General features: G+C 48.5%; 15 protein-coding genes. 7 read left to right on the top strand and 8 right to left on the bottom strand.

Annotated elements, in window-relative coordinates; all coding sequences use genetic code 11:
- Positions 1-213 precede the first annotated feature (213 nt).
- From ACYVF1_RS11255 to ACYVF1_RS11240, 4 genes are all read right to left on the bottom strand, one after another.
- Positions 214-2127 (bottom strand): BACON domain-containing protein, encoded by a 1914-nt coding sequence (locus ACYVF1_RS11255; RefSeq protein ID WP_461078658.1) that lies wholly within the window; start codon positions 2125-2127, stop codon positions 214-216.
- A gap of 303 nt (positions 2128-2430) precedes the next feature.
- Positions 2431-4515 (bottom strand): TonB-dependent receptor, encoded by a 2085-nt coding sequence (locus ACYVF1_RS11250; RefSeq protein ID WP_461078657.1) that lies wholly within the window; start codon positions 4513-4515, stop codon positions 2431-2433.
- 231 nt (positions 4516-4746) lie between these two features.
- Entirely contained in the window at positions 4747-5532 is a 786-nt protein-coding gene (locus ACYVF1_RS11245; protein WP_461078655.1) for a hypothetical protein, read from the bottom strand.
- Between the two features lie 145 nt (positions 5533-5677).
- Positions 5678-6172 carry a hypothetical protein gene (locus ACYVF1_RS11240; protein WP_461078653.1) on the bottom strand — a complete coding sequence of 165 codons (495 nt, stop codon included), beginning with the start codon at positions 6170-6172 and terminating at the stop codon, positions 5678-5680.
- A gap of 612 nt (positions 6173-6784) precedes the next feature.
- On the opposite strand from ACYVF1_RS11240, the gene ACYVF1_RS11235 reads away from it, so the two are divergent.
- Both ACYVF1_RS11235 and ACYVF1_RS11230 read left to right on the top strand, forming a co-directional pair.
- Positions 6785-8260 carry a DEAD/DEAH box helicase gene (locus tag ACYVF1_RS11235; RefSeq protein ID WP_461080734.1) on the top strand — a complete coding sequence of 492 codons (1476 nt, stop codon included), beginning with the start codon at positions 6785-6787 and terminating at the stop codon, positions 8258-8260.
- Between the two features lie 80 nt (positions 8261-8340).
- Positions 8341-9453, top strand: a complete 1113-nt coding sequence (locus ACYVF1_RS11230; RefSeq protein WP_461078651.1) for a Gfo/Idh/MocA family protein — start codon at positions 8341-8343, stop codon at positions 9451-9453.
- A 78-nt stretch (positions 9454-9531) separates the two neighbouring features.
- Here the strand turns inward: ACYVF1_RS11230 and ACYVF1_RS11225 are convergent, their stop codons facing one another.
- Complete coding sequence (locus tag ACYVF1_RS11225) at positions 9532-10734, bottom strand: hypothetical protein (RefSeq protein ID WP_461078649.1); 1203 nt, start codon at positions 10732-10734, stop codon at positions 9532-9534.
- Between the two features lie 286 nt (positions 10735-11020).
- On the opposite strand from ACYVF1_RS11225, the gene ACYVF1_RS11220 reads away from it, so the two are divergent.
- The 3 genes from ACYVF1_RS11220 to ACYVF1_RS11210 all read left to right on the top strand — a co-directional run bounded on the left by ACYVF1_RS11220 (position 11021) and on the right by ACYVF1_RS11210 (position 15698).
- Positions 11021-11899: a sugar phosphate isomerase/epimerase family protein gene (locus tag ACYVF1_RS11220; RefSeq protein WP_461078647.1), complete on the top strand. Its 879-nt coding sequence runs from the start codon at positions 11021-11023 to the stop codon at positions 11897-11899.
- A 127-nt stretch (positions 11900-12026) separates the two neighbouring features.
- Positions 12027-13154: a magnesium/cobalt transporter CorA gene (corA, locus tag ACYVF1_RS11215; protein WP_461078645.1), complete on the top strand. Its 1128-nt coding sequence runs from the start codon at positions 12027-12029 to the stop codon at positions 13152-13154.
- 36 nt (positions 13155-13190) lie between these two features.
- The gene (locus ACYVF1_RS11210; protein ID WP_461078643.1) at positions 13191-15698 is read left to right on the top strand and encodes a bifunctional UDP-N-acetylmuramoyl-tripeptide:D-alanyl-D-alanine ligase/alanine racemase; all 2508 of its coding nucleotides are present in this window, start codon (positions 13191-13193) and stop codon (positions 15696-15698) included.
- Positions 15699-15761: 63 nt separating this feature from the next.
- Here the strand turns inward: ACYVF1_RS11210 and ACYVF1_RS11205 are convergent, their stop codons facing one another.
- Entirely contained in the window at positions 15762-16442 is a 681-nt protein-coding gene (locus ACYVF1_RS11205; protein WP_461078641.1) for a hypothetical protein, read from the bottom strand.
- A gap of 27 nt (positions 16443-16469) precedes the next feature.
- Positions 16470-17684 carry a THUMP-like domain-containing protein gene (locus ACYVF1_RS11200; protein WP_461078639.1) on the bottom strand — a complete coding sequence of 405 codons (1215 nt, stop codon included), beginning with the start codon at positions 17682-17684 and terminating at the stop codon, positions 16470-16472.
- Positions 17685-17841: 157 nt separating this feature from the next.
- On the opposite strand from ACYVF1_RS11200, the gene ACYVF1_RS11195 reads away from it, so the two are divergent.
- Positions 17842-19446 (top strand): SulP family inorganic anion transporter, encoded by a 1605-nt coding sequence (locus ACYVF1_RS11195; RefSeq protein WP_461078637.1) that lies wholly within the window; start codon positions 17842-17844, stop codon positions 19444-19446.
- Between the two features lie 26 nt (positions 19447-19472).
- Here the strand turns inward: ACYVF1_RS11195 and ACYVF1_RS11190 are convergent, their stop codons facing one another.
- The gene (locus ACYVF1_RS11190) at positions 19473-19769 is read right to left on the bottom strand and encodes a hypothetical protein (RefSeq protein WP_461078635.1); all 297 of its coding nucleotides are present in this window, start codon (positions 19767-19769) and stop codon (positions 19473-19475) included.
- A 427-nt stretch (positions 19770-20196) separates the two neighbouring features.
- On the opposite strand from ACYVF1_RS11190, the gene ACYVF1_RS11185 reads away from it, so the two are divergent.
- Entirely contained in the window at positions 20197-21645 is a 1449-nt protein-coding gene (locus ACYVF1_RS11185) for a glycoside hydrolase family 30 protein (RefSeq protein ID WP_461078633.1), read from the top strand.
- The last annotated feature ends 115 nt before the right edge of the window (positions 21646-21760 follow it).

The raw sequence follows: 21760 nt of genomic DNA, 5'->3' as shown, positions 1-21760 counted from the left end.
CTAGTTGATTTTCAGGCTTTTTTGCGTAGGAAGATAAGCGCAAAACGATTGAAATAACAACCTGTTGGTTAATAATTTAGAAACATACCGTTTAATCAATAAAGTGCTACTGTAGACCAGCTATCGCCTTATACAATCTTAGAAGCTGTTCAAATTTTTAAGAACAGGCCAGAAACGAGCAGAGCTTACCGGTAAGCTCTGCTCGTTTCTGTATTACTTCTCCCCAAGTAGTTTTGCCCGTCGGAATAGGGTAGCGGGCGCATTCCATTCCCGATCTTCCTGCATCAGATGTTCTGAGCTTTTGATAGAATTCGTAGAACCACCAAGTCTATACGTAGTGCCGCTTTCGGTTCCGGTGGTTGCCTCCGAAACGCCTTCCCGCAGCGAGCTCGTAGCCGTCAGGTTCACGGCCCCCGATCCCTTTGTTACGTTAAACTGACTGCCGGCGTTCCAGTATAAATAGGTGCCAGAGTAATTGCTGCCTTCTTTAAAAGCGCGCACGTTCGAGTTACTGTATCCCCTGAAATAGCCAAAATAGACGTTCTTGGTAGTAGCCGGTGCAACCCGATTGGTTCGTTTCTCTGATTGTAGCCCCATATTGACCCCTACCAGCAACCGACTGCCCCCGTTGTTTGTGATGAGGGGAGCAAAATAATATTGAGAGCCAATAACATTATCAATCGTGAAGCGATAGCTGCCAGACGGATTACTAACGGCGCTGAAGACGCCTGCCATCGGTTCTCCACCGTTTTGCTCACTCAGCACCGCAAACCCGACAGTCATATTCGTTAAGCCAGATACGGTATGATTTCGGGTCTCGCCCGCCGGTACACTGCCAACCACGGTTCCATTCACCGAAACATTGATGTCTTCAATGAGCGTGTTCTCAAAAATAAGCGTAGCGGAGCCTGTAGTTGGATTCACAACCATGGTGACGGGAATAGTAGCGCTTCCTCCGTTTGAAGCAACCGATATCGTTCCTGAGTAACTGCCCTCTGCTAAACCACTCCGGCTAACGTTCACAGTCATTGTGCCGGTACTGCCACTAGCTGGTGAAACCGTCAGCCAGCTCCGATCATCCGTTGCAGTCCAGTTCAGGGTTCCGGTTCCGGTATTGGCTACAGAAAGCGTTAGTTGAGTGGTCGTACCCCCGAAATTCAGCGATGATGGACTAATTGAAAGAATAGGCTGAGACTGAACTGTCGGAATGCTCATCGTAACCGGAATGGTACTCGTGCCTCCGTTAGACGTAACCTGAATACTTCCGGTATACGAACCACTCGCCAAACCCGACCGATTGACACGTACTGTTACTGTACCGTTATTGCTGCCACTCGTTGGTGATGCGCTGAGCCAGTTTGGGTTACTGCTGACGGACCAGGTCAGTGTGCCTCCGCCACTGTTTGACAGGCTAAGAGTTTGCTCTGTAGACGTAGTACCAAACGATAGGTTGGCTGGACTAACGGCGAGCGTTGCCGCAGGTTGATCAACGGTGACGGTTACCGGAACCTCCACGGAACCGCCGTTCGACGTAACGGCAATACTACCGGTCTGCGTGCCAGCCGATAGTCCATTCCGGTTCACGTTTACCGTAAAATTAGACGCATTTGGATCGCTGGGATACGTAATGGTGAGCCAGTTCCGATTCGACGTAGCACTCCAGGTTAGTTTTCCCTCCCCGGTATTCGCTACGTTTACCTGCATCTGACTCGTCGACGTACCGAAGTTGAGCGACGCTGGTGATACCGAAAGAATCGGGCTGCCAACCGTCATAGACACTCGGATCGTGCGGTCACCACCGTTCGATTTTACCTGAACTATACCCGACTGATTGCCGCTCTGAAGGCCCTGTTTATCTACCGTTACGTATACTGTGCCTGTGTTCGTTCCCTGAGAAGGCGAAACCTGAATCCAAGATTTATCGGCTGAAGCCGTCCAGGTCAGGTCTCCTCCACCGGTGTTTTTAATGGAAAAGGATTGATCGGTTACCGACGAGGCAAACGTAAGTTGCTGCGGCTCTCCATCGATCCCCAGCGTTGGCGGATTAACTTTCTTCTGTTCACAGCTAACTAGCTGAATTATAGATAGTAGGATTAGGCTAATCCAGTACGTAGTTCTTATTTTCATGATGTGTATAGATTGAGAAAGGATGATTGATTATCAGAGCAAAGTTCCCGCGAACCGTTTCGTAGCGAAATACTGCCCAGAGGGTATAATGAGGGTATTTATCTACCTTGTTGACAGTAGATGCTTAGCGGAAAGAAAAGCCATTCGGGGAGGGCAATAGCTGGTGTTTGCTACTGGAAAGTACGGAATGAATCGAGGGACGTAGTACAGGGCCATCACCTTGAAAAATGGCCCTGTACTACGTCCCTCGATTTTAACTTGCTGCTACTGTAAGTTAGGTAACAGCACTAGTATTATCGTAGGCTACCATTTCACGCCCAGTCGCGCGCCGGCCAGCATATTTCTAGCGGGAGCCGCATTGAAATAACGGTTACCAACGGCGTTGAGATCGTAACCCAACGAATAGGTCTGATTCAGCAAATTATCGCCACTAACGTAGAGGTCAAGCGTCCAATGCTGACCGAGGTTTCGGCGGAATCCCACAGTTGCCTGAAACAGGCGGGTAGGCGATGACAAAACGGTATTGGCGTCGTTGAGTGCAAACTGATTGAGGAACTGATACGTCAGGTGAGCGTAAAAGCCCGGTTTGAATTCCGCGTCAATACCCGTTACGTTCGTTGTCGGCGGTACCCCCGGAATCCGGTTATTTGATAGGTCAGCAGTACCCTGCTGGTAGTCTCGGAATCGGTAGTTCGTCAGGGTTATATTATCCCAGAAACGCAGTTCCCCCCCCGTGAACCGTACCGTGTAACTAGCCTGTGCTTCAAGTCCTAACTGGTCGGTACGTCCGGCATTGACAAAATATTCGGCACCGGCCGCGTCTGATCGACGGACAATAGTTTCACGAAGCTGAAACTGATAGAATGCTACGTCAAAATACAGTCGATTCGCCAGCGCAGAACCCCGCAAACCCACTTCATAGCTCGTGCCTCGTTCCGCGTTCAGGCTGGTGTTGAAACCGCCCGCCGACGGACGTACTTCCTGACTCGACGGAGCCGAATAGCCGGTACTGATACTAAGGAATGCCGATACGTTCTGCCCGAAGGTACGTAGCAGCGCCAGGCGTGGCAGCCACACGGGCGAAAAACTGCGTGTCAGCAACGTAGCGGGTGGATTTCCGGTACGTATCGGAAAGCGTGTAAATCCGTATTGCCCATCGTTTCGGCTCAGTCCGGCGGTTAGCCGAAATCGGGCGGGTAGTTCCGTTTCGGCCTGCAAAAACAGAGTCGATTGGCGGGCGGTGAGTTCTTCGTCGGTTTGGATGGTGTCGGCCACACCTCGTCGGTTGCCAAAGTTTCTGTCGACGATGAAGGTACGTAGCAGTTCGGCGCCAACGGTTACGGTTGTCGGTAAAGGCCCGTTTGGGAAGCGAAATTGCGTAATTGTCCGCCCGCCGAGCCCCTGGTCAGTACGTCGTTCGTAGTTGGTAATGAAGGGGTTAGCAAAATCGGTATGTGAGCCAAAAATGACGGTTGTGTTCTGAATGCGGTCGTTCCAGCGGTATTCGTGTGAAACGCCCAGATACCCGATTTTTTGATAAATACCAGCCTGCTGTTCAACACTGCCGGGTAACGTTGGCGTAGCAGGCCGGGCGGCTCGTGGGTTGGCTTTAAACTGCGCTTCATTAAGTCCACCGGGCGTCTGATAGTGTAAATCCGAGTAAAAGCCCAGCACCGAAATCGTCCGTTTCGGGCTCACGTTAAACGACATGGCTAAACTCAGATTATCGCGCACCACGGCACTCTGATCGCGGTAGCCATCGCTCTGCAGGTGATTGTAATTGAGTGAAATAGCTGAATTATTCTTGCCGGTTTGCAGCGAAATGCCATTGCCGAAAAGTCCGTAACTACCGCCAAGCGCCGATAATTCAACACTACTTTTATTGGCCGGTACGGTTAGTCCGTTAAACAGAATTGTGCCGCCTGTGCCTGCGCCATACAAACTACCCGACGGGCCTTTAATAACTTCAACCCTGCCCAAAGCACGTACATCGAGGGCATTCAGGGGCGTATTGCCACCCGCATCGGTAAGCGGCATCTCATTCCAGTACGTCTTGATATTTCGTACCCCAAACGGCGACCGGATTGCGCTTCCCCGGATCGCCAGTCGGTAACTCCCCGGCGATCGCTCGTCGGCCCGCACGCCCGGCAACGTATTGAGTGCTGGCACGAGTGTAGGTGTACCGAAACGCTGGTTCAAATCCCGGCGCGTGAGCAAACCCACCGAGGCCGGCGTTTCCAGCAGACGCCGGTTCGTAGCGTAGCCCCGCACCACAACTTCATTGAGATGCAACGTATCATCGAGGCTGGAAGGGTCTGAGGTTTGGGCGTGCAAAACTGTCGGGACAACAATACTTAACAGGCCTGCGCTAATGAAACACCGAAGCATAATGGCTATGTAACAAGGCAATTTTATCGTGAAATTGCCAACTTTTCAGGGATATCACAGCAAGGCACTGAATATATATTCAGTGCCTTGCTGTGATATCATGCTAATACTCCTTCGGCAGTAATTATGTTTTAATTAAAGCATCGTCTTCTTTTTTAATAGTAAAGTATGGTTTTCTGCCAGCGTTTAAACGAATTGCGGTATTCCGATATGTTTTATGAAATTAATCAATCACTTAAACGGATTTGTATAAAGTCCAAACGTAACTAAACTGCCACTTTCGGCCTCAAGCGAAGGCCAAACTAAAGTTGCTCTGAAACTACCCACGCCCATAAACACCTTGCCACTTGCTCCGTCGTAATAGGCTTTTTTATTGAGACCATATCGGTCAACTGTCGGAACACCAACTAGGCCATAACCCAATCCTCCACCGATATAAACCTTTGACGTGGGCGAAAACCGCAAAAAACTATTGGCCATAAAGGTGGTACAGCTCGTCGAATAGGTTTGGAAAAAGTCCATGTACCCTAAATCAAGCGAAATCCCTGTCAGTTGACGCTGACCGAGCAGCCAGTAATAGCCACCTTCAGTAGTATATCCGTGGACGCTACCAAACGCTTCGGCAGCAGTCATGTAGCCTATCCCATAAGTCCATCCGCGTCCTACGGACGTTGGAGGGTTAGACACATTCGGGGCTGGTGTTGGCTGCGATGAACTGGTAGTAGAGGTCGTTTCTCTATAGGAGGAAACCGAAGGCAGTGAGCTAACGGGACCTGGACTGCTGAACGTTTCCCGAGTGCCATCTTTGTAAATAATCATGAATACCTCAGATTTATTCAGATTATAAATCGGGCCATCCAGGCGCGTAAATTGGCGGTACTTGACAGTATTGGTTGTGATTTCTTCTACTTTAACGTTCAGTTCTGTTTTATCATTTTTGACAATAACGTCCTGTGCCCAGACGTGGACAGATAGGAATAGCAGACCGATAAACTGTCGGATAGTATTGGTTTTCATAAAAAGATGATGTGGGTAGAAAAGAGGATAGATAGTAACGTAATGATTTTCTGCCAACGATATACATTGTAAGCAGGCAGAAAACCGCTGGTGTTAGTCCACCGCCGAGACCTAAAAATTGGATTTTGGCGGTGGCAGGAAAACGTTAATTCTGGGTCCACGTCCAGACCTGACTTTTGGGGTTTGAACTTGACAAGGTACCCGTATAAGTCTGCTTAATGACTTCGTTGACGAGAATACGCAGGGTGAAACTTGAGGTAGTAGATGAACCCGATCCGCACTTTTCGAAATGTTCCACCCAAACTTTATACGTACCCTTCGGCCCCTGGCCATTGGGCCAGAATACATTTTCGTTAGGGCCCAAACTACAGTCGTAGCAATTGCAGTCAACGTCTAACTGGCCATTCGTGCGAGAGTAACTATTGTTCCAATACAATTCGGTGCCCGACGGCTCAATAACGTGCAGATCTAAATCGGCACCTGTTTGATTCGTAAACTGGAGATTAAAACGAGGATTTCCGGGCTGGCCAACCAACCGGTTAGGATCGGGTTGGGGGTCTTGTGGCTCAGGTTTTTTACAAGCATCCATCCCAACGAGCGAAGCAACTACAAACAGACAGGTAATTAATTGTTTTTTCATAAAATGATGTGGTTAAAAAAGGTGTAATAAGTTGAAAAGCAGTTAAATGGGTGGGATTAGCAAATTGTAGACTAATTAGCCGATAGTAAGTGCCGGACCAGGGCGGGGCCGGCAAACGGCGGTGCGGCTGGCCTGCTGGGTGAACCCGGGCTGATTCGCGAGCCTGGTGACAAGTGATACGTAGAACATAAGTAAGGTGTGGATAGAAACGGAATTAAGATGTGGATATAAACGGAAAGCTTATTGGCTAACTCCGATACAAAGTTCAGTTCGCGTTCGCGCTGATTCAATCACCTGAAAGCGGTAGTTTATCTACTGTCAATCCGGTATTTTTCATGAGAGAAGAGTATAAGATCTGTTTGCTGACATACGTAGCACGAACCTGTGTGCTCAAATAAGGCCACATTAGTGAGGGCATCGACGAACCAATAAATCCCTATTTTTTAGTATATTTGTTTCAAATCAAGCGGATCATTTGTACGAATGATCTGCTAGTGCGACGATTTGCTGGCCGGGGAAGTAAGGTCAGCGTTTATTCACTTTTTACGCAGCTGTACCTTGACATTTCAGGAATTTAATCTGCACGACGACCTGCTGGCCGGTGTAGACGCCATGAACTACCTTAAAGCCACGCCCATTCAGGAGCTGGCCATCCCCAAAATTCTCGAAGGGCGCGACCTCATCGCCAGCGCTCAGACCGGTACCGGTAAAACGGCCGCCTATCTGATTCCTCTTCTCGATCGTATTTCACACGCCAATCACGACCACACCAGTACGCTTATTCTGGTGCCCACGCGTGAGTTGGCCAAACAGATTGATGAGCAGGTAGAAGGGTTCGGTTATTTTGTAGAAGCGAACAGCATTGCCATCTACGGGGGCGGTAAAGGCGATGATTGGGACAAACAACGACGGGCACTCGAAACCGGCGCCGATATTATCATTGCTACGCCAGGTCGGCTGATTGCCCACATGCAACTTGGCTATGTCAACTTCGGTAAGCTGGATTATCTGGTACTTGATGAAGCCGACAAGATGCTCGATATGGGCTTTTCCGACGATATTCTAAATATTGTCGACAAACTACCCGCGAAACGGCAAACGCTGCTGTTTTCGGCCACCATGCCCAATAAAATCAGGGAGTTCTCGAAACGAATTCTCCAGGATCCCGAAGAAATTCGACTGGCCGTTTCGAAACCAGCGGCCGGAATCGACCAGCAGTTTTACCTGGCTTATGATAGCCAGAAATTGCCCTTGCTTGCTCACCTGATTACGAACAGCCCAAAACCGGTGCAGAGCATGGTACTGTTTACCTCCAAGAAAGCGGAAGTGAATAGCATTGTTCGTGCATTGAGTAAACTAGGCTATGAATCGCGGGGGATTAGCTCGGACCTGGAGCAGGACGCCCGCGAGGTAGTGCTACGTGATTTCAAGAATAAAGCCTTCCCGATTCTGGTCGCTACCGACGTACTATCGCGCGGCATTGATATTGATAATCTGACCCACGTAGTGAATTACGACATTCCCCGTGATGCCGAAGATTACGTTCACCGTATCGGACGTACCGCCCGGGCGGCCACGACGGGAACAGCCATTACGTTCATCAGCGACCAAGACCAGAACCGAATTACCCGCATCGAAAAACTAATTGAGCGCGAAGTCGATAAGCAGTCCATCACCGAAGAATTAGGTTTGGGTAAATCGCCTTTGTTCGACCCACGGCGGTTCAGTGGGCACCGGAGCGATGGGCATCGTACTGAAGGGCGACGTGGCGATAATTCACGTACTAAAAATCGTAAAAGAGGACGGGGTGGTCAGTCTCGTCAAGGCCATGAAGGAACGCCCGTTGGCGAACAGCAGGAAAGACGTAGCGAGCGCCGACGTAATGGCGGTGGAGCAGACAATCAATCTCAGGTTGGTGCTACGTCTCCAGTGGTAATGGGTAGTAATTCAGTAGCAAACGGGCAAGGTAACGTAGCAGATCAGGATAAAACGAAAAAACGGAACAAACGTCGGCGCGGCCCCCGTAAAGAAGGGCGCTCGTCAGAAAATAGCACAATTTCTACTACGTCGGCATCGACTGGTGAGTAGCATTAGTAAAAATAGTTAGACAGTCTGTTTACTGCAACAGACTGTCTTTTTTTGTGTCTTTTTGCAAAAACACGTATCCTGTGCCTGCAATTATATCCCGTCGAACATCCATACAAACCCTGGCGCTAAGTGCTGGCGGGTTAATGATACGTCCACAGACACATTTTTTGGATGAACAACCGGCTCCGAAAAAGCTGGGAATTGCCCTCGTCGGTTTGGGAAATTACGCTACCAATCAACTGGCGCCCGCCCTGCTCGAAACTCAAAATTGCTATCTGGCGGGTATCGTAACGGGGTCGCCCGACAAGGCAAAAACCTGGGCGGAGAAATATAATATCCCGGCCAAAAACATCTATAACTACCAGACTTTCGACCAGATTCGGAACAACCCCGATATTGATATTATCTACGTAGTGCTTCCTAATTTTCTGCATGCCGAATACACTATTCGGGCTGCTCAGGCTGGCAAACACGTCATCTGCGAAAAACCGATGGCCCTGAATACTACCGAAGCCCGACAGATGATAGCCGCCTGCGAAAAAGCAACGGTTCAGCTATCAGTGGGCTACCGGCTCTATTTTGAACCCCATCATCTGGAACTGCGTAGGTTAGTGGCTGCGAAGGAATTCGGACAGGTAAAAGTGATTGAGTCCGCCTTGGGTTTCACCGTTCCCGGCCCAAAATCCTGGCGATTAGACAAAAAGATTGGTGGGGGAGGAGCCATCATGGATTTGGGTGTGTACGCCATTCAGGGTGCTCGACGGGCGCTCAATCTTGACCCTATCAACGTAACGGCGCAGGCATTTACGTATGATAAGGAACATTTCAAAGACGTTCATGAGATGGTATTCTGGCAGTTTGAGTTTCCGGGAGGGACCATTGCCGATTGCCGTACTACGTATTCTTCCTACGTTGACCGGCTCTACGTTACCTGCGAACGCTGGGGTTGGTACAAGCTTGAACCGGCCTATAATGCCACAGGGGCTCAAGGTGTTACCAGTAAAGGTCCGATGGACGTACCGTCTCCGCATTACCAGCAGATTGCGCAGATGGATGCCTTCGTTCAGTCCATCCGGTCGAACACAAAACCGGAAGCATCGGGCGAAGAAGGCTGGAAGGATTTGAAGCTAATAGAAGCCATTCTCCAGGCCGCTGAAACAGGCCGCAAAATCCAACTCGACTGGAAAGAGTGACAAATAATGTAGGGTATATGAAGTATGATGTATTAGAACGAGTTTATACACCATACTTCATATACCCTACATTATTTGTCACTCTCTCGCGTACCGCGAACGTAATCGGCGGGCTACGTCGCTGGCCAGTTCGTCGCGCATGCTGTCGAGGAGTCTCCAGCGGGACGGTGGAAAAGGGTCGGCAGTTTTCAAAGAATTACCGTTAAGAGCACGATCGTCGCCAGTGAACGACTGCCATTCGGTGACCCAGTTACGTGTTTCGCCGATGGGCTCTTCCCACAGCACTTTTCCGGTTTGTGTATCGATGGCCCGCATGTGCATATCCAGGCTCGCGTAGATTTCCCGTCGGTACGTAGTAAGCGTGCCTTTTACTTTTTCTTTAATATCTACTTTAGTCGAATCATTAATTTTCTTCTCGCCCACTTTGTATTCCTGATTGCTGTAAACGGTCGTGCAGGTCGACGTTTTGTTTTCGCGCGAGGGCGTATATCCACTCACCACCATCTGAATGGCCTGATGAATCGGATAGCCATCGCCGGGGACGAACTCACTACCTCGTGCATCGGGCGGATAAAATCGCACAAAAGTTGATGGCGCCGTTTGTTGACCGACTTGCCGGAAAATAAGTTGTTGCAATTCCTGACTGTCGGAACGATCTAATTCAGGGCTTGGGCTCAATGGCTCAATGGCAACGCGCAGAATGGCGAAAGGTAGCGCGTCCTCGGCTTTGCCCCGTGCCTGCCGAAAATCGGGTACCCAGTCGAGGGCTTTCTGGTAATTTAGGTAAGCATCTTTGGCGGCCTGTCGGTCGTCTTCCCGATAAGCAAACGCCTGTTCGGCTACGTCGTAACGGTCGGCGGCTGCTAACTGCCGAATTTCGCGTTGTTGGTCGGCGTAGGAAACGGGATACGTTGTCAGCCATTCGGCGCAGGCCGCACAGTTACTTGCCCGGGCATTATCCGTCAATTTTTGAAGTTCGCCATATTCCTGAAAAACCGTTTCCCAACGGAAAGCCGGTGTCTGATTTGCGGTAGTTGGATTAGCTGACGACAGCCGACGAATCGTGGCCTGATGCTGGTCGTACGCTAATTTGAACGCATCCCTAAGAACTAAAGGCGCCAGTTCTTGTCCCCGTTTCGACAAAAAACTTGACTGGTTGAGTCGTTGCGAAGCTTTCTTAACGGCGAGATCGAAATCACCCCGTTTGAGAGCAGATTTACCACTGCTGCACGCAGTTAGCAGGAGGGCTGTAATGGCGGAAAGTAGAATTGGCCGGAACATGACCGTAAAAGCTTAGATGGTACGTATTGGATAGCGAATGGAACGTTTGGTTTATCGTAGATGCAGAAAGTTGGCCAAGCGTTGTATGAGCGATGTATAATTTATGACGTAGAGAGTCTGATCTATGAAATAGTATGCATTATGTGTATGCGACGAGTAAAAACCCTACATTCTACTTCATACATTATTCATAAGTAGCAACTGAAAATGATATACTTTACCAGTCAGTAAGTCATTTTCAGGACGTAGCACTTGCTGCCGCAATCACCTCCAATACAAAAAATTCATGACCACTATTGATAGAAAAACATTTCTGAAAGAGGCTTCTTTATTGGCGGGAGCTTCTCTGGTGGCGAGTACAGGCTGGGCTACGTCCGCAAGCAAGAAAACGTCGGTAAAGTTGGGTTTCGTTACGTATCTGTGGGGTAAAGATTGGGACTTGCCAACGTTGATTAAAAACTGTGCCGATACGGGGATTCTTGGCGTCGAGTTGCGGGTTGAACATGCGCACAACGTAATGCCCGAACTGACGGCTGCTCAACGTAGTGAAGTCAAAAAGAAATTTGCCGATAGCCCTGTTAAATTGATTGGCCTGGGCACCAATCAGCAGTTTGACTACGTAGAACCTGACCGCCTGAAAGCGTCGATGGAACGTACCAAAGAGTTCATCCGACTGAGTGCCGATGTGGGCGGAACAGGCGTGAAAGTGAAGCCTAATGCCTTACATAAAGAAGTGCCCGTTGAAAAGACTTTGACACAAATTGGAGAATCGCTTAACGAACTGGCTCGCTACGGCGCCGAGCTAGGGCAGCAAATTCGGCTGGAAGTTCACGGGGAAGAAACGCAGGAATTGCCAAACATTAGAAAGATTATGGACGTAGCGACGCATCCCAACGCTACCATTTGCTGGAACTGTAACCCACAGGATCTGAATGGAAAGGGTTTTGCAGCCAATTTCAATCTGGTGAAAGACCGCTTTGGCGCTACGTGCCACGTCCGCGAGCTAGACCGCACCGACTATCCCTATCAGGAATTACTAACCAATCTGGTGAAGATGAATTACGACGGCTGGGTCCTGCTCGAATGCCATACCAACCCCGCCGACAAAGTAAAATCCATGAAAGAGCAACGGGCCGTTTTCGACCGGATGATTGCCAAAGTCTAATTATAGCTGAAACCATCAGGTCGTGAACCAATCGGCATCTACGTGGTTATCGTCGGTAACCTGAGTTGGTTTATCTTTGACGAAAATGGTTGTTCGAGGTACTAACTCAGAACAACAGACAGACTTTATGTCGAAACACCGTCGTTATCATTCGGCCGAAAAAACGCTCGGCACATCGCCCGGCACGCTCACCTACGTAGGAGAAGAAATTCAGCACGCTACTAAAATCAAACGTATTGACTTCAATTCGACTGATTATAAAATTGATGAAAGTAATAAGCTGAGCACCTGTCGTTTACCCGAGCGGGAAACGCCATTTGTAAGTTGGGTTGATGTTGATGGAATCCATGAACCGAACGTAGTAGCGGCACTTGGCCGGCAATATCACCTGCACCCCTTATTGCTGGAAGACGTTCTGAACGTAGAACAGAAACCCAAGATTGATATTTACGACGACGCTCCTCCCCGTACCGACAACGGCGTTACGTACCATCCGGCGGGGCAGGTGGTTTTTGTGACCATGAAAATGCTCCACCACAGTCGGCATAAACAGGAAATCGACGTAGAGCATGTCAGTTTTGTTGTGGGTAAACATTACCTCATTTCGTTTCAGGAGGAACGTACCAAAGACATCTTCGAACCGGTGATTGATCGGATTAAAGCTTCGTCCGGCAAAACCCGACGTAACGGAACCGATTACCTGCTCTACGCGCTGATGGACGTAATGGTCGACCATTATTTTCTGCTCACGGAACGTATCGGCGAAAAAATGGACGATCTGGAAGAGGAAATCGTGCAGGAACGCGCTACCCAACAGACCCTCGCTACGCTGTTCAAGCTAAAACGGGAACTGGCCGTTATCCGACGAACGGTGAACCCGGTCCGCGACATCATTGGGACGCTGCTTCGGGAAGAATCGGAACTAATAAAACCTGCTACGTTGCCTTACTTACGCGATCTAGCTGATCATGTCAACCAAGTCATCGAAACACTCGAATCCTACCGCGAACTAATTGCGGGACTAATGGATGTGTACTATTCCATCGTGAGTAACCGCATGAATTCGGTGATGAAAACCCTGACGATCATCTCCTCTATTTTTATTCCTCTTACGTTTATTGTGGGCGTTTACGGCATGAATTTCGATAATATGCCTGAACTTCGTCAGCCTCACGGCTATTACGGGGTGCTGATCGTTATGGCAATAATAGCCGTTGGCGAAGTCATTTATTTTAAACGGCGCGGATGGATGTGAACGCTACGTTCGAGTTGGACGTAACGCTATTTTTATATGACAGCAACTGATAATCAACTGATAAACTCGGTTTGGTTTACGGATTCCCGGCAAGTGACCGGCTCCATGACCGATCTGACCGACGGCGTTTTTTTTGCCATCAAAGGCGAACATCACGACGGACACGAATTCATCGCCGACCTGTACCAGAAAGGCATACGGCAATTTGTTGTCGAACGGTCGGCGTTAAATCCCGAACGACGTAACGAACTGGCCAATTACGCCAATGCTACGTTCATCGAGGTCGAAAGCAGTCTCCGAATGCTTCAGCAACTGGCCGCCGAATACCGACAGCAGTTTCAGATTCCGGTGATTGGGATTACGGGAAGCAACGGCAAAACCATTGTGAAGGAGTGGCTGGCGCAACTGCTGGATGGGGGCGAGGGGACCGATACGTTTGTGGTGGCCAAAAGCCCTAAAAGTTATAATTCTCAACTGGGTGTACCGCTGTCGGTTCACAAACTAAATCAGGAACACACGCTGGGTATTTTCGAAGCCGGTATCTCGACAACGCAGGAAATGCCCGCTTTGGAAGCGATTATTCGCCCAACGATTGGCATTTTTACAAATATCGGGACGGCGCACGACGAAGGCTTCCGAACCCGAAAACAGAAAATCGCTGAAAAACTCCGGCTATTTACGCACGCCGATACGTTGATTTATTGCGTCGACTACGCAGATATCGATGAGGAGGTTAATCTGCTGCTCAAAGCTGTCAACCCGGAGATGCGTCTCGTTACGTGGTCGTTAACGGGCAAAGAAGCAGTTTATCAGGCTGCTTTGCATGGAAAACAACTCCAGTTGACGGGTAATGGAATGGCCGCCATGCAATTGGTACTGCCTTTCCAGGATTTTGCTTCGGTCGAAAACCTGATGCATTGCATCGTAACCATGCTGACGCTACGTAGTTGGGAGGTCGAAGCTATCCAGCTACGTATCAATCGGTTACGCCCGGTGTCGATGCGGCTGGAACAGAAAGAGGGCATCAATAATTGCGTATTGATCGACGATTCATATAATAATGATGTGGCGGGCCTGCAACTGGCTTTGGGCTTTCTGAACCAGCAGAGCACACGCAGTCGCCGGGCGGTTATCCTGTCGGATGTATTGCAGTCTGGGCAACCCGTTTCCGATTTGTACGAGCAGGTGAGCGGACTAATACAAAGTAATCAGGTGGAGCAGTTCATCGGAATCGGGCCGGTACTTAGCCAAAATGCTCATTTTTTTGCTGAGAATAGCCTTTTCTACCAGACGACTGATGAATTTCTGACCAATTTTCCGGTTAGTACGTTGCGAGATAGTACGGTGCTGATCAAAGGAGCGCGCCCGTTTTCCTTCGAACGTATCGTTCATCGATTGGAGCGAAAAGTTCATGGTACTGTTCTGGAGATCAACCTCGACGCGCTGACTCATAACCTCAATTATTACCGCGAAAAAGTAGGTAGTGAAACAAAGCTGATGGTGATGGTGAAAGCGTTTGCTTACGGAAGCGGCAGTGCCGAAGTGGCGCAACTGCTTCAGTTTCACCGGGTCGATTATCTGGCTGTGGCCTACGCCGACGAAGGTGTTTCGCTCCGTCAAAATGGCGTTCATCTGCCCATTATGGTCATGAATCCCGCCCCCGAAACCTTCGCAGCCCTCCTTGAATACAAGCTCGAACCCGAAATTTACAGCATGCGTCTGCTACGTGAATGGGGTGCATACGTAGCAGAGGATTTGGAGCCTAGGGAGAGTACTGAAAATGCCCCACGCCCGCTGCCCCATGCCCTCTGCCATTTGAAAATTGACACGGGGATGCACCGGCTTGGTTTTCTGGAAAGCGAGTTGCCGGACGTAGCAGCCTATCTAAATCAACGTACTGATTTACGGGTGGCTACGGTTTTCAGCCATTTGGTTGGCGCTGATGAAGCAAAATTCAATTCGTTTTCACAGCAGCAATACCAAACGTTTATACGTAGTACCGACTTTCTTGAAAAAGCCCTTGGCTACCGTCCGACTCGCCATTTGCTCAATTCGGCGGGTATTGTCCGGTTTCCAGATTATAAGCTGGACATGGTTCGGCTAGGTATTGGCTTGTATGGTGTCGAAGCCAGCGGTATTGACCCTAATGCCTTACAGCCTGTCGGTACGTTGCGTTCGGTAATTAGTCAGATCAAAACCGTAAAGGCCGGAGAATCAGTAGGGTATAGTCGAAAGGGAGTATTAGAACATGATGCACGTATTGCAACCATTGCCATTGGATATGCCGATGGCTACGACCGTCGACTAGGTAATGGTACTGGCGAGATTTGGGTAAACGGAACCCGCTGCCCCACCGTGGGAAATGTATGTATGGATATGACGATGATCGACGTAACGGAAGCGTCGGCCAAGGAGGGCGACGACGTACTGATTTTCGGTGATACGTTGCCCATCGCCGAACTCGCCCAACGTATCGGCACTATCCCCTATGAAATCCTGACTGGTGTCAGTGAACGGGTAAAACGGGTGTTTTTTAAAAACTAAACGGCAGAGGGTAATTGATATACAGTCTTTTACCCTCTGCTCTTATCATATGCCCTTTGACATTTAATTTTTCTTTGCTTTTACCGCTTCGATATTTTTCTTTTGATTTTCGAGTTCGGTCAGGGCAGTGGCTTGTTCCGTTTTGTTGGTTTCTATATCTTTCTGAAGCTGTTCAAGCTCTTTAGCGTTGTCTTCAATACGTTTCAAAAGCTTGTCTTTTTCTTTAGCGTTCTGCTCGATGGCCCGCTGAAGCTGCTCACCCCGGCGAACCGTTTTCTGGTGAATTCGCTGAGCTTCGTCGAAGCTGCCTTCGGCGGTTTTCACCTCAAGACCATAAAGACTGTTATCAGAAAAGTTCTTTAAAAAGCTTTCTGCTGCGGCATAACCCGCACTGCCGGGTCTGACATAATTACCATTTCCCAAATCGAACGAGACAAAAATCGTCGCGGCCGAACGCGACGATTTTACGGTGCTGGCCAGATTGATTGGTTCCGACGAAATAGCGGATATATCGGCATTAGTAACGCGATACGTACCGCGCGACGCCGACATGTTGCCGTACTTCCGTAACTCGGTTTCCCAGTCTTTTTCAATCTGCTTGCCATCGCCCTGGACGGTTAGATACAAGCCCGATACTTTGGCTTTATCGATGGTGCTTTCGCCGGCATAAACCGTCTGAGCGTGTGAGCGATACGTTATAGCTATGATGCAGAAAAGCCAGATATGGCAAAATACGTTACGCATGGGTGGGTTCTGTTTTTTGAAAGGTAACTAGGTTGAAAACGTGTCTGTTTTATGAGTAATCAGTAAACGTTTATCCCCGTTGAACAGGGTGGTTGCAAAGATGTACGTAGTTCCCCCTTCGCGCAAATTTAATTGTTTCCGCAACGCTGCCACTGTCTGCGGAAAATTGCGCACGGTAAGATTTGCCTGTAAGTCCGGTACTACCGATTTGAGCGTTTTGGCATCAGGTTTAATCATGTCCGTCAAAGCAAAGGCGCGGCCAGGGAAAGCCGGCTGATACGTATCGCTTGTGTACAGATGGCTATTGGGTGCCAGTTTCGTCAGACCAAACCGTTCGGCTATCAACCGAAATGCACCAGCTTTCAGCACAGCAGCATTCGGTTCATAAATGTACCGGAGCGGATTTCCGAACATAACGTTCGCCTGTTGTTCTTCATGTCGGTAAAAACTCAGCTCAACCGGACCTTCTGAAAGTAAGTTAACAGCGTTAGATTTTATATTATTTTCTGAAACTGACTGATTACCAAGTGTAAGCAAAATTTCCTTCACTTCGCCCTGTATAGCTACAACATGTACCGATTCCACGTTCTGTAATTGTCTGACGGCAGTATTGATGTCAAGTAACGGAGAAACCTTCACTAAAATTTTGGTGGACTTTTCCAGCAACTTCTTCACCAGGCCCGGTTGAGCCAGATTGGGCTCACAATCGTCCAGACGTACTACCTTACCTCCTTGCTCATTACGTCGATGAGGATCCAGGTACAGCCAGTCAGCAGGGTCAGGAAACAGATTTTTCTCGTTGAGTAATGCCAGACCGTCGCCAGTACGAACGTCAACATTTGTGATACCCAACAGCGGAAGGTTATAAGCAACCAGTTCGGCCAGTTCGGGTTGCTGCTCCACGTAGACAACGCGCTCGATACGTTGCGCGAACGCCCACGTATCGACCCCCATTCCACCCGTTAGATCAAGTAGCATGTTCCCGTTCACCAATGACGCTTTGTAGCGGGCAGTTGCCTCCGACGAAGCCTGCTCGACGGATAGAGCAGGTGGAAAAATCAGCTCGTCGTTGGCGTACCAGATCGGGAGTTTTTCGCGGGCTTTCTGGCGGGCTTTAATCTGAGCGGCCAGTTTTTTTATCGCCAATCCATCTGTGGCTTGCGTACGTAGCAGCAGTGCCTGAACATCAGCGCGGAGGTTGGCCTGAATGAATTTCCGCTCTTCTAAAGAGATGTTAATCAACAGTCAAATAAGTTTTTAATCAACTTTTAATCAAACTTTAATTAATTTCTAATTTTGCATTATGCCTAATGCATAAAGAGTTACATTGAATCGAATTAAACGTAACGAATAGCGTCAAGGCTTTTAAACTAAACCACCTTTGATCAATACCGTTTTCATGAAAAAAGTAAGCCCTTTTCGCACGCTGAGTACATACAAATCTGAATACTTACGACAGGATTTACCAGCGGGTTTATCTGTCTTTCTGGTAGCCCTGCCCCTTTGTCTGGGCATTGCACTGGCTTCCGGAGCACCTTTATTCTCCGGACTGGTAGCGGGTATGATTGGCGGTATCATTATCGGTACGTTGTCTGGCTCGGAGGTTAGTGTTAGTGGGCCGGCGGCTGGGCTGGCCGTTATAGTGGCCGATGCCATTACAAAATTAGGGGCTTATGAATCATTTCTGGTAGCGGTAGTACTGGCCGGGATTATTCAGTTCGTTCTAGGCATCATTAAGGCCGGACGTTTTAGTAGTTTCTTCCCCGATAGTGTGATTAAAGGAATGCTGGTGGCAATCGGTATTGTAATCATTCTCAAGCAGATACCACACGCGCTGGGTCGCGACAATGACTATGAGGGTGAATTCGAATTTCAGCAGCTGGCCGATGGCGAAAATACAATTTCTGAAATCTACCGCGCCATCGAAACGGCCAGTCCAGGGGCTGTGGTCATTAGCCTGATTTCGCTGGCTTTTTTAATTCTTTGGGACCAGACAGTAGGCAAAAGCACTAAAGCTGTGTTGAAAAATTTCCCGGCACCGCTCGTGGTGGTTTTGGGTGGAGTTGCCCTGAATGAGTTTTTTCGGGCAGCGGTTCCGGAATGGTATCTAGGCGATACGGCACACCAGCACATGGTTCAGATTCCGACTATCGCGCCTGGAAAAAGTGTGTTTTCGATCTTCGATTTCCCAGATTTTAGTAAGCTCAAGAATCCGCAGGTTTATGGCGTTGCAGGTACGATTGCCTTGGTAGCCAGCCTCGAAACCCTTCTGAATCTCGAAGCTTCTGACCGGCTCGACTCACAAAAACGGGTTTCGTCTACCAACCAGGAACTGATTGCGCAGGGGATAGGTAATATGTTGTCAGGGTTGATTGGCGGATTGCCTGTTACGTCGGTGGTGGTCCGAACGTCGGCGAATGTGTATGCCGGGGCAAGAACCCGCGTTTCAGCCATATTACACGGTATTTTTCTGTTGATTGCCGTATTTCTGGGAGGTCCTTTGCTGAACATGATTCCGTTGTCGTGTCTGGCTGCTGTGTTAATTATGGTTGGGTATAAACTGGCGAAACCCGCTATTTTCAAAAAGACGTATCGGGACGGCTGGAGTCAGTTTATTCCCTTCATTATCACAGTAATAGGTATCATTTTTACCGATCTGCTAATCGGTATTGCATTCGGGGCTGTCGTTGGAATCGGGTTCGTTCTATATACAAACTTTCAGTCCACGTTTCGAGTCATGCGCGATGGGCGGAAAGTAGTGATTGAGTTCGATAAAGACATGTATTTTCTGAGCAAACCGCAGTTAAAAGAAGCGCTGGGTCAGCTCAAATCCGGCGACGACGTATTGATTGACGGTCATAAAGCCCCTTTTATCGATCATGACATTTTCAACATGTTGCACGATTTCCGCGAAACAGCAAAGGCTCAGGGAATTCACTACGAATTGCAGCACATAGCCCTGAGCCCTCGAAAAAAGATACGCAAAGAGAAGGTTGTCAGCTAAGAAAAAACACAAAAAAGAGGTGTCTCTTAACTTCGACAATCTTGGGGATAAATTTTACGATAATGCGTTGAAATCGGGCTTTTGTAAAGAGGTGCGTCGTAAACGCCGTATAAATCTTCTGAAAAATTTTCACCGTATAGATAATTCGGTACAAAAATTTCAAGCACCTTTCTGAAACTTCCGTGGGTCAGATAAATAGAAACGCCTGTTGTATCGACTTTGCGGATATAGCCGCTTGATCCATAGGCTTCTATACTAAGAGAATTATTCAAAGGACTCGACAGTGCTCTGACTGGGAGACCAACTTTAATTTCAGGACTCATATAAGAATGTGGCTAAAAATTAATTGGCTAAAGTACTTATCCTGACTGATCCTTCAACTGCTGATTTGCTCAATTAATTTAACGGTATGATTTTAATAATGAGCTTCACCAGTAAGTTGATTAATAGTCGCTTATCCTTTAATTTATCCTAAAGCACAACTAAGCACACCGAGTGCAGCGCCTGAAAAATTAGCTCATAAAATAAGCTGGTTGAGGTGATACGTAAGAATCTAATTTACGAATTAAGCAATGGCTATTAATTAACAGCTTGCACGTTCGCCTTAAGTGTCTACTGATAATCAGCATATTAATGTTTTGTAGAGGCTAGCCGTCAAAAAGTTACACATTATGATGGGAGGGTTTTTTACCTGAATAGTTTACCAGTATCAGTTGCTTCGGCAGTAAATTGAAGTCAAATTACCTCTCTATGACGCAGTTCATAAGTTCCCTGTTTTCCGTAACCACACTTGTTTTCAGTGTCATTACGTTGTGTTTCGGTCAGTCGGTTTCTAAAAAAACGAGTAACCAGGTCGAATACTGGCTCACTGATCCCAACAAGTCGATTCTGTTTGTGAAGCAGGCTTCATTGTCAATGTCAGGCGGCACTGCGAGTGGAGAAACCATTCATATTGACGACACGCAAACGTATCAAACGATCGACGGATTTGGGTATACGCTCACCGGAGGCAGCGCTATGCTGATTCATGGCATGGAAGCCAAAGCCCGTGCCGCGTTGCTGAACGAATTGTTTTCGACAACTGGAAAAAGTATTGGCGTCAGTTATTTACGCCTGAGTATTGGCGCATCGGACCTGGACGAACGCGTTTTCTCGTACGACGACGTACCGGCTGGCGAAACCGACCCAACGCTGGCCAAATTTAGTCTGGCCCCCGATCGGGAGCATTTAATTCCGGTCTTAAAAGAGATTCTGGCTATAAATCCGGCTATTAAAATTCTGGGTTCCCCCTGGTCGCCCCCAGCCTGGATGAAGAGTAACAGAAATTCGAAAGGAGGGAGCTTGAAGTCAACGTACTACGACGTCTATGCCCGCTATTTTGTGAAATACATTCAGGAGATGGCGAAAGAAGGAATTCGCATCGATGCCATTACCATTCAGAATGAACCCTTGCACCCGGGTAATAACCCAAGCCTGCTGATGTTACCGGCTGAACAGGCGCTCTTCATCAAAAAAAGTCTGGGACCATCGTTTAAAGCGGCACGTATCAAAACGAAAATCATTCTGTACGACCACAACGCCGACCGACCTGATTACCCGATTTCGATTTTGAACGATGCCGAAGCCCGGAAATATGTGGACGGGTCTGCTTTTCACCTGTATGCCGGTCCCATCACCGCGCTTTCGGAGGTACACAAGGCCTATCCCGACAAAAACCTGTATTTCACCGAACAGTGGATCGGCGCACCTGGCAATCTGAAAGGGGATCTGGTCTGGCACGTTCGCGAACTTATTATTGGTGGCACCCGCAACTGGAGCCGCACGGTGTTGCAGTGGAATCTAGCGGCTGACCCGGAACAAAAACCACATACGCCGGGCGGCTGTACCGAATGTCTGGGCGCGTTGACTATTAAAGGCAATACGGTAAAACGCAACCCGGCTTATTACAACGTAGCAATAGCCTCTAAATTTGTGCGGCCAGGTTCGGTACGTATCGCGTCTGATACGTTAAAATCGTTGCCCAACGTAGCGTTTAAAACTCCGGAAGGAGGGGTAACTCTCATCGTGCTGAATGATAGTAGAACCCCGCAGAAATTCGTCATCGCTCTACGTAACAACTCTGTTTCGACTACGTTACCGGCTGGCGCTGTAGGTACCTATGTCTGGAAAAACGAAGAGAAAAAAACGAAGGCAAAGTGATCAACTTTGCCTGCTAAACACTGGCATAAAGTTACGTTAGCTGGCTTTTTGCAGGATTTCCAGAAAATATCTGTTGGCCATGATGCTGTAACCAGAGCGCCTTTTTTGGGAATTG

The organism is Spirosoma flavus, from assembly GCF_054778555.1.
This window is presented reverse-complemented; position numbering and strand designations above follow the sequence as displayed.

What these genes read in the sequence shown, in the direction of transcription:
- corA (WP_461078645.1), top strand. Translation starts at nt 12,027, where the DNA reads ATGTCGAAACACCGTCGTTATCATTCGGCCGAAAAAACGCTCGGCACA.
- ACYVF1_RS11185 (WP_461078633.1), top strand. Translation starts at nt 20,197, where the DNA reads ATGACGCAGTTCATAAGTTCCCTGTTTTCCGTAACCACACTTGTTTTC.
- ACYVF1_RS11190 (WP_461078635.1), bottom strand. Translation starts at nt 19,769, where the DNA reads ATGAGTCCTGAAATTAAAGTTGGTCTCCCAGTCAGAGCACTGTCGAGT.
- ACYVF1_RS11250 (WP_461078657.1), bottom strand. Translation starts at nt 4,515, where the DNA reads ATGCTTCGGTGTTTCATTAGCGCAGGCCTGTTAAGTATTGTTGTCCCG.
- ACYVF1_RS11225 (WP_461078649.1), bottom strand. Translation starts at nt 10,734, where the DNA reads ATGTTCCGGCCAATTCTACTTTCCGCCATTACAGCCCTCCTGCTAACT.
- ACYVF1_RS11240 (WP_461078653.1), bottom strand. Translation starts at nt 6,172, where the DNA reads ATGAAAAAACAATTAATTACCTGTCTGTTTGTAGTTGCTTCGCTCGTT.
- ACYVF1_RS11255 (WP_461078658.1), bottom strand. Translation starts at nt 2,127, where the DNA reads ATGAAAATAAGAACTACGTACTGGATTAGCCTAATCCTACTATCTATA.
- ACYVF1_RS11195 (WP_461078637.1), top strand. Translation starts at nt 17,842, where the DNA reads ATGAAAAAAGTAAGCCCTTTTCGCACGCTGAGTACATACAAATCTGAA.
- ACYVF1_RS11235 (WP_461080734.1), top strand. Translation starts at nt 6,785, where the DNA reads ATGAACTACCTTAAAGCCACGCCCATTCAGGAGCTGGCCATCCCCAAA.
- ACYVF1_RS11210 (WP_461078643.1), top strand. Translation starts at nt 13,191, where the DNA reads ATGACAGCAACTGATAATCAACTGATAAACTCGGTTTGGTTTACGGAT.
- ACYVF1_RS11205 (WP_461078641.1), bottom strand. Translation starts at nt 16,442, where the DNA reads ATGCGTAACGTATTTTGCCATATCTGGCTTTTCTGCATCATAGCTATA.
- ACYVF1_RS11220 (WP_461078647.1), top strand. Translation starts at nt 11,021, where the DNA reads ATGACCACTATTGATAGAAAAACATTTCTGAAAGAGGCTTCTTTATTG.
- ACYVF1_RS11245 (WP_461078655.1), bottom strand. Translation starts at nt 5,532, where the DNA reads ATGAAAACCAATACTATCCGACAGTTTATCGGTCTGCTATTCCTATCT.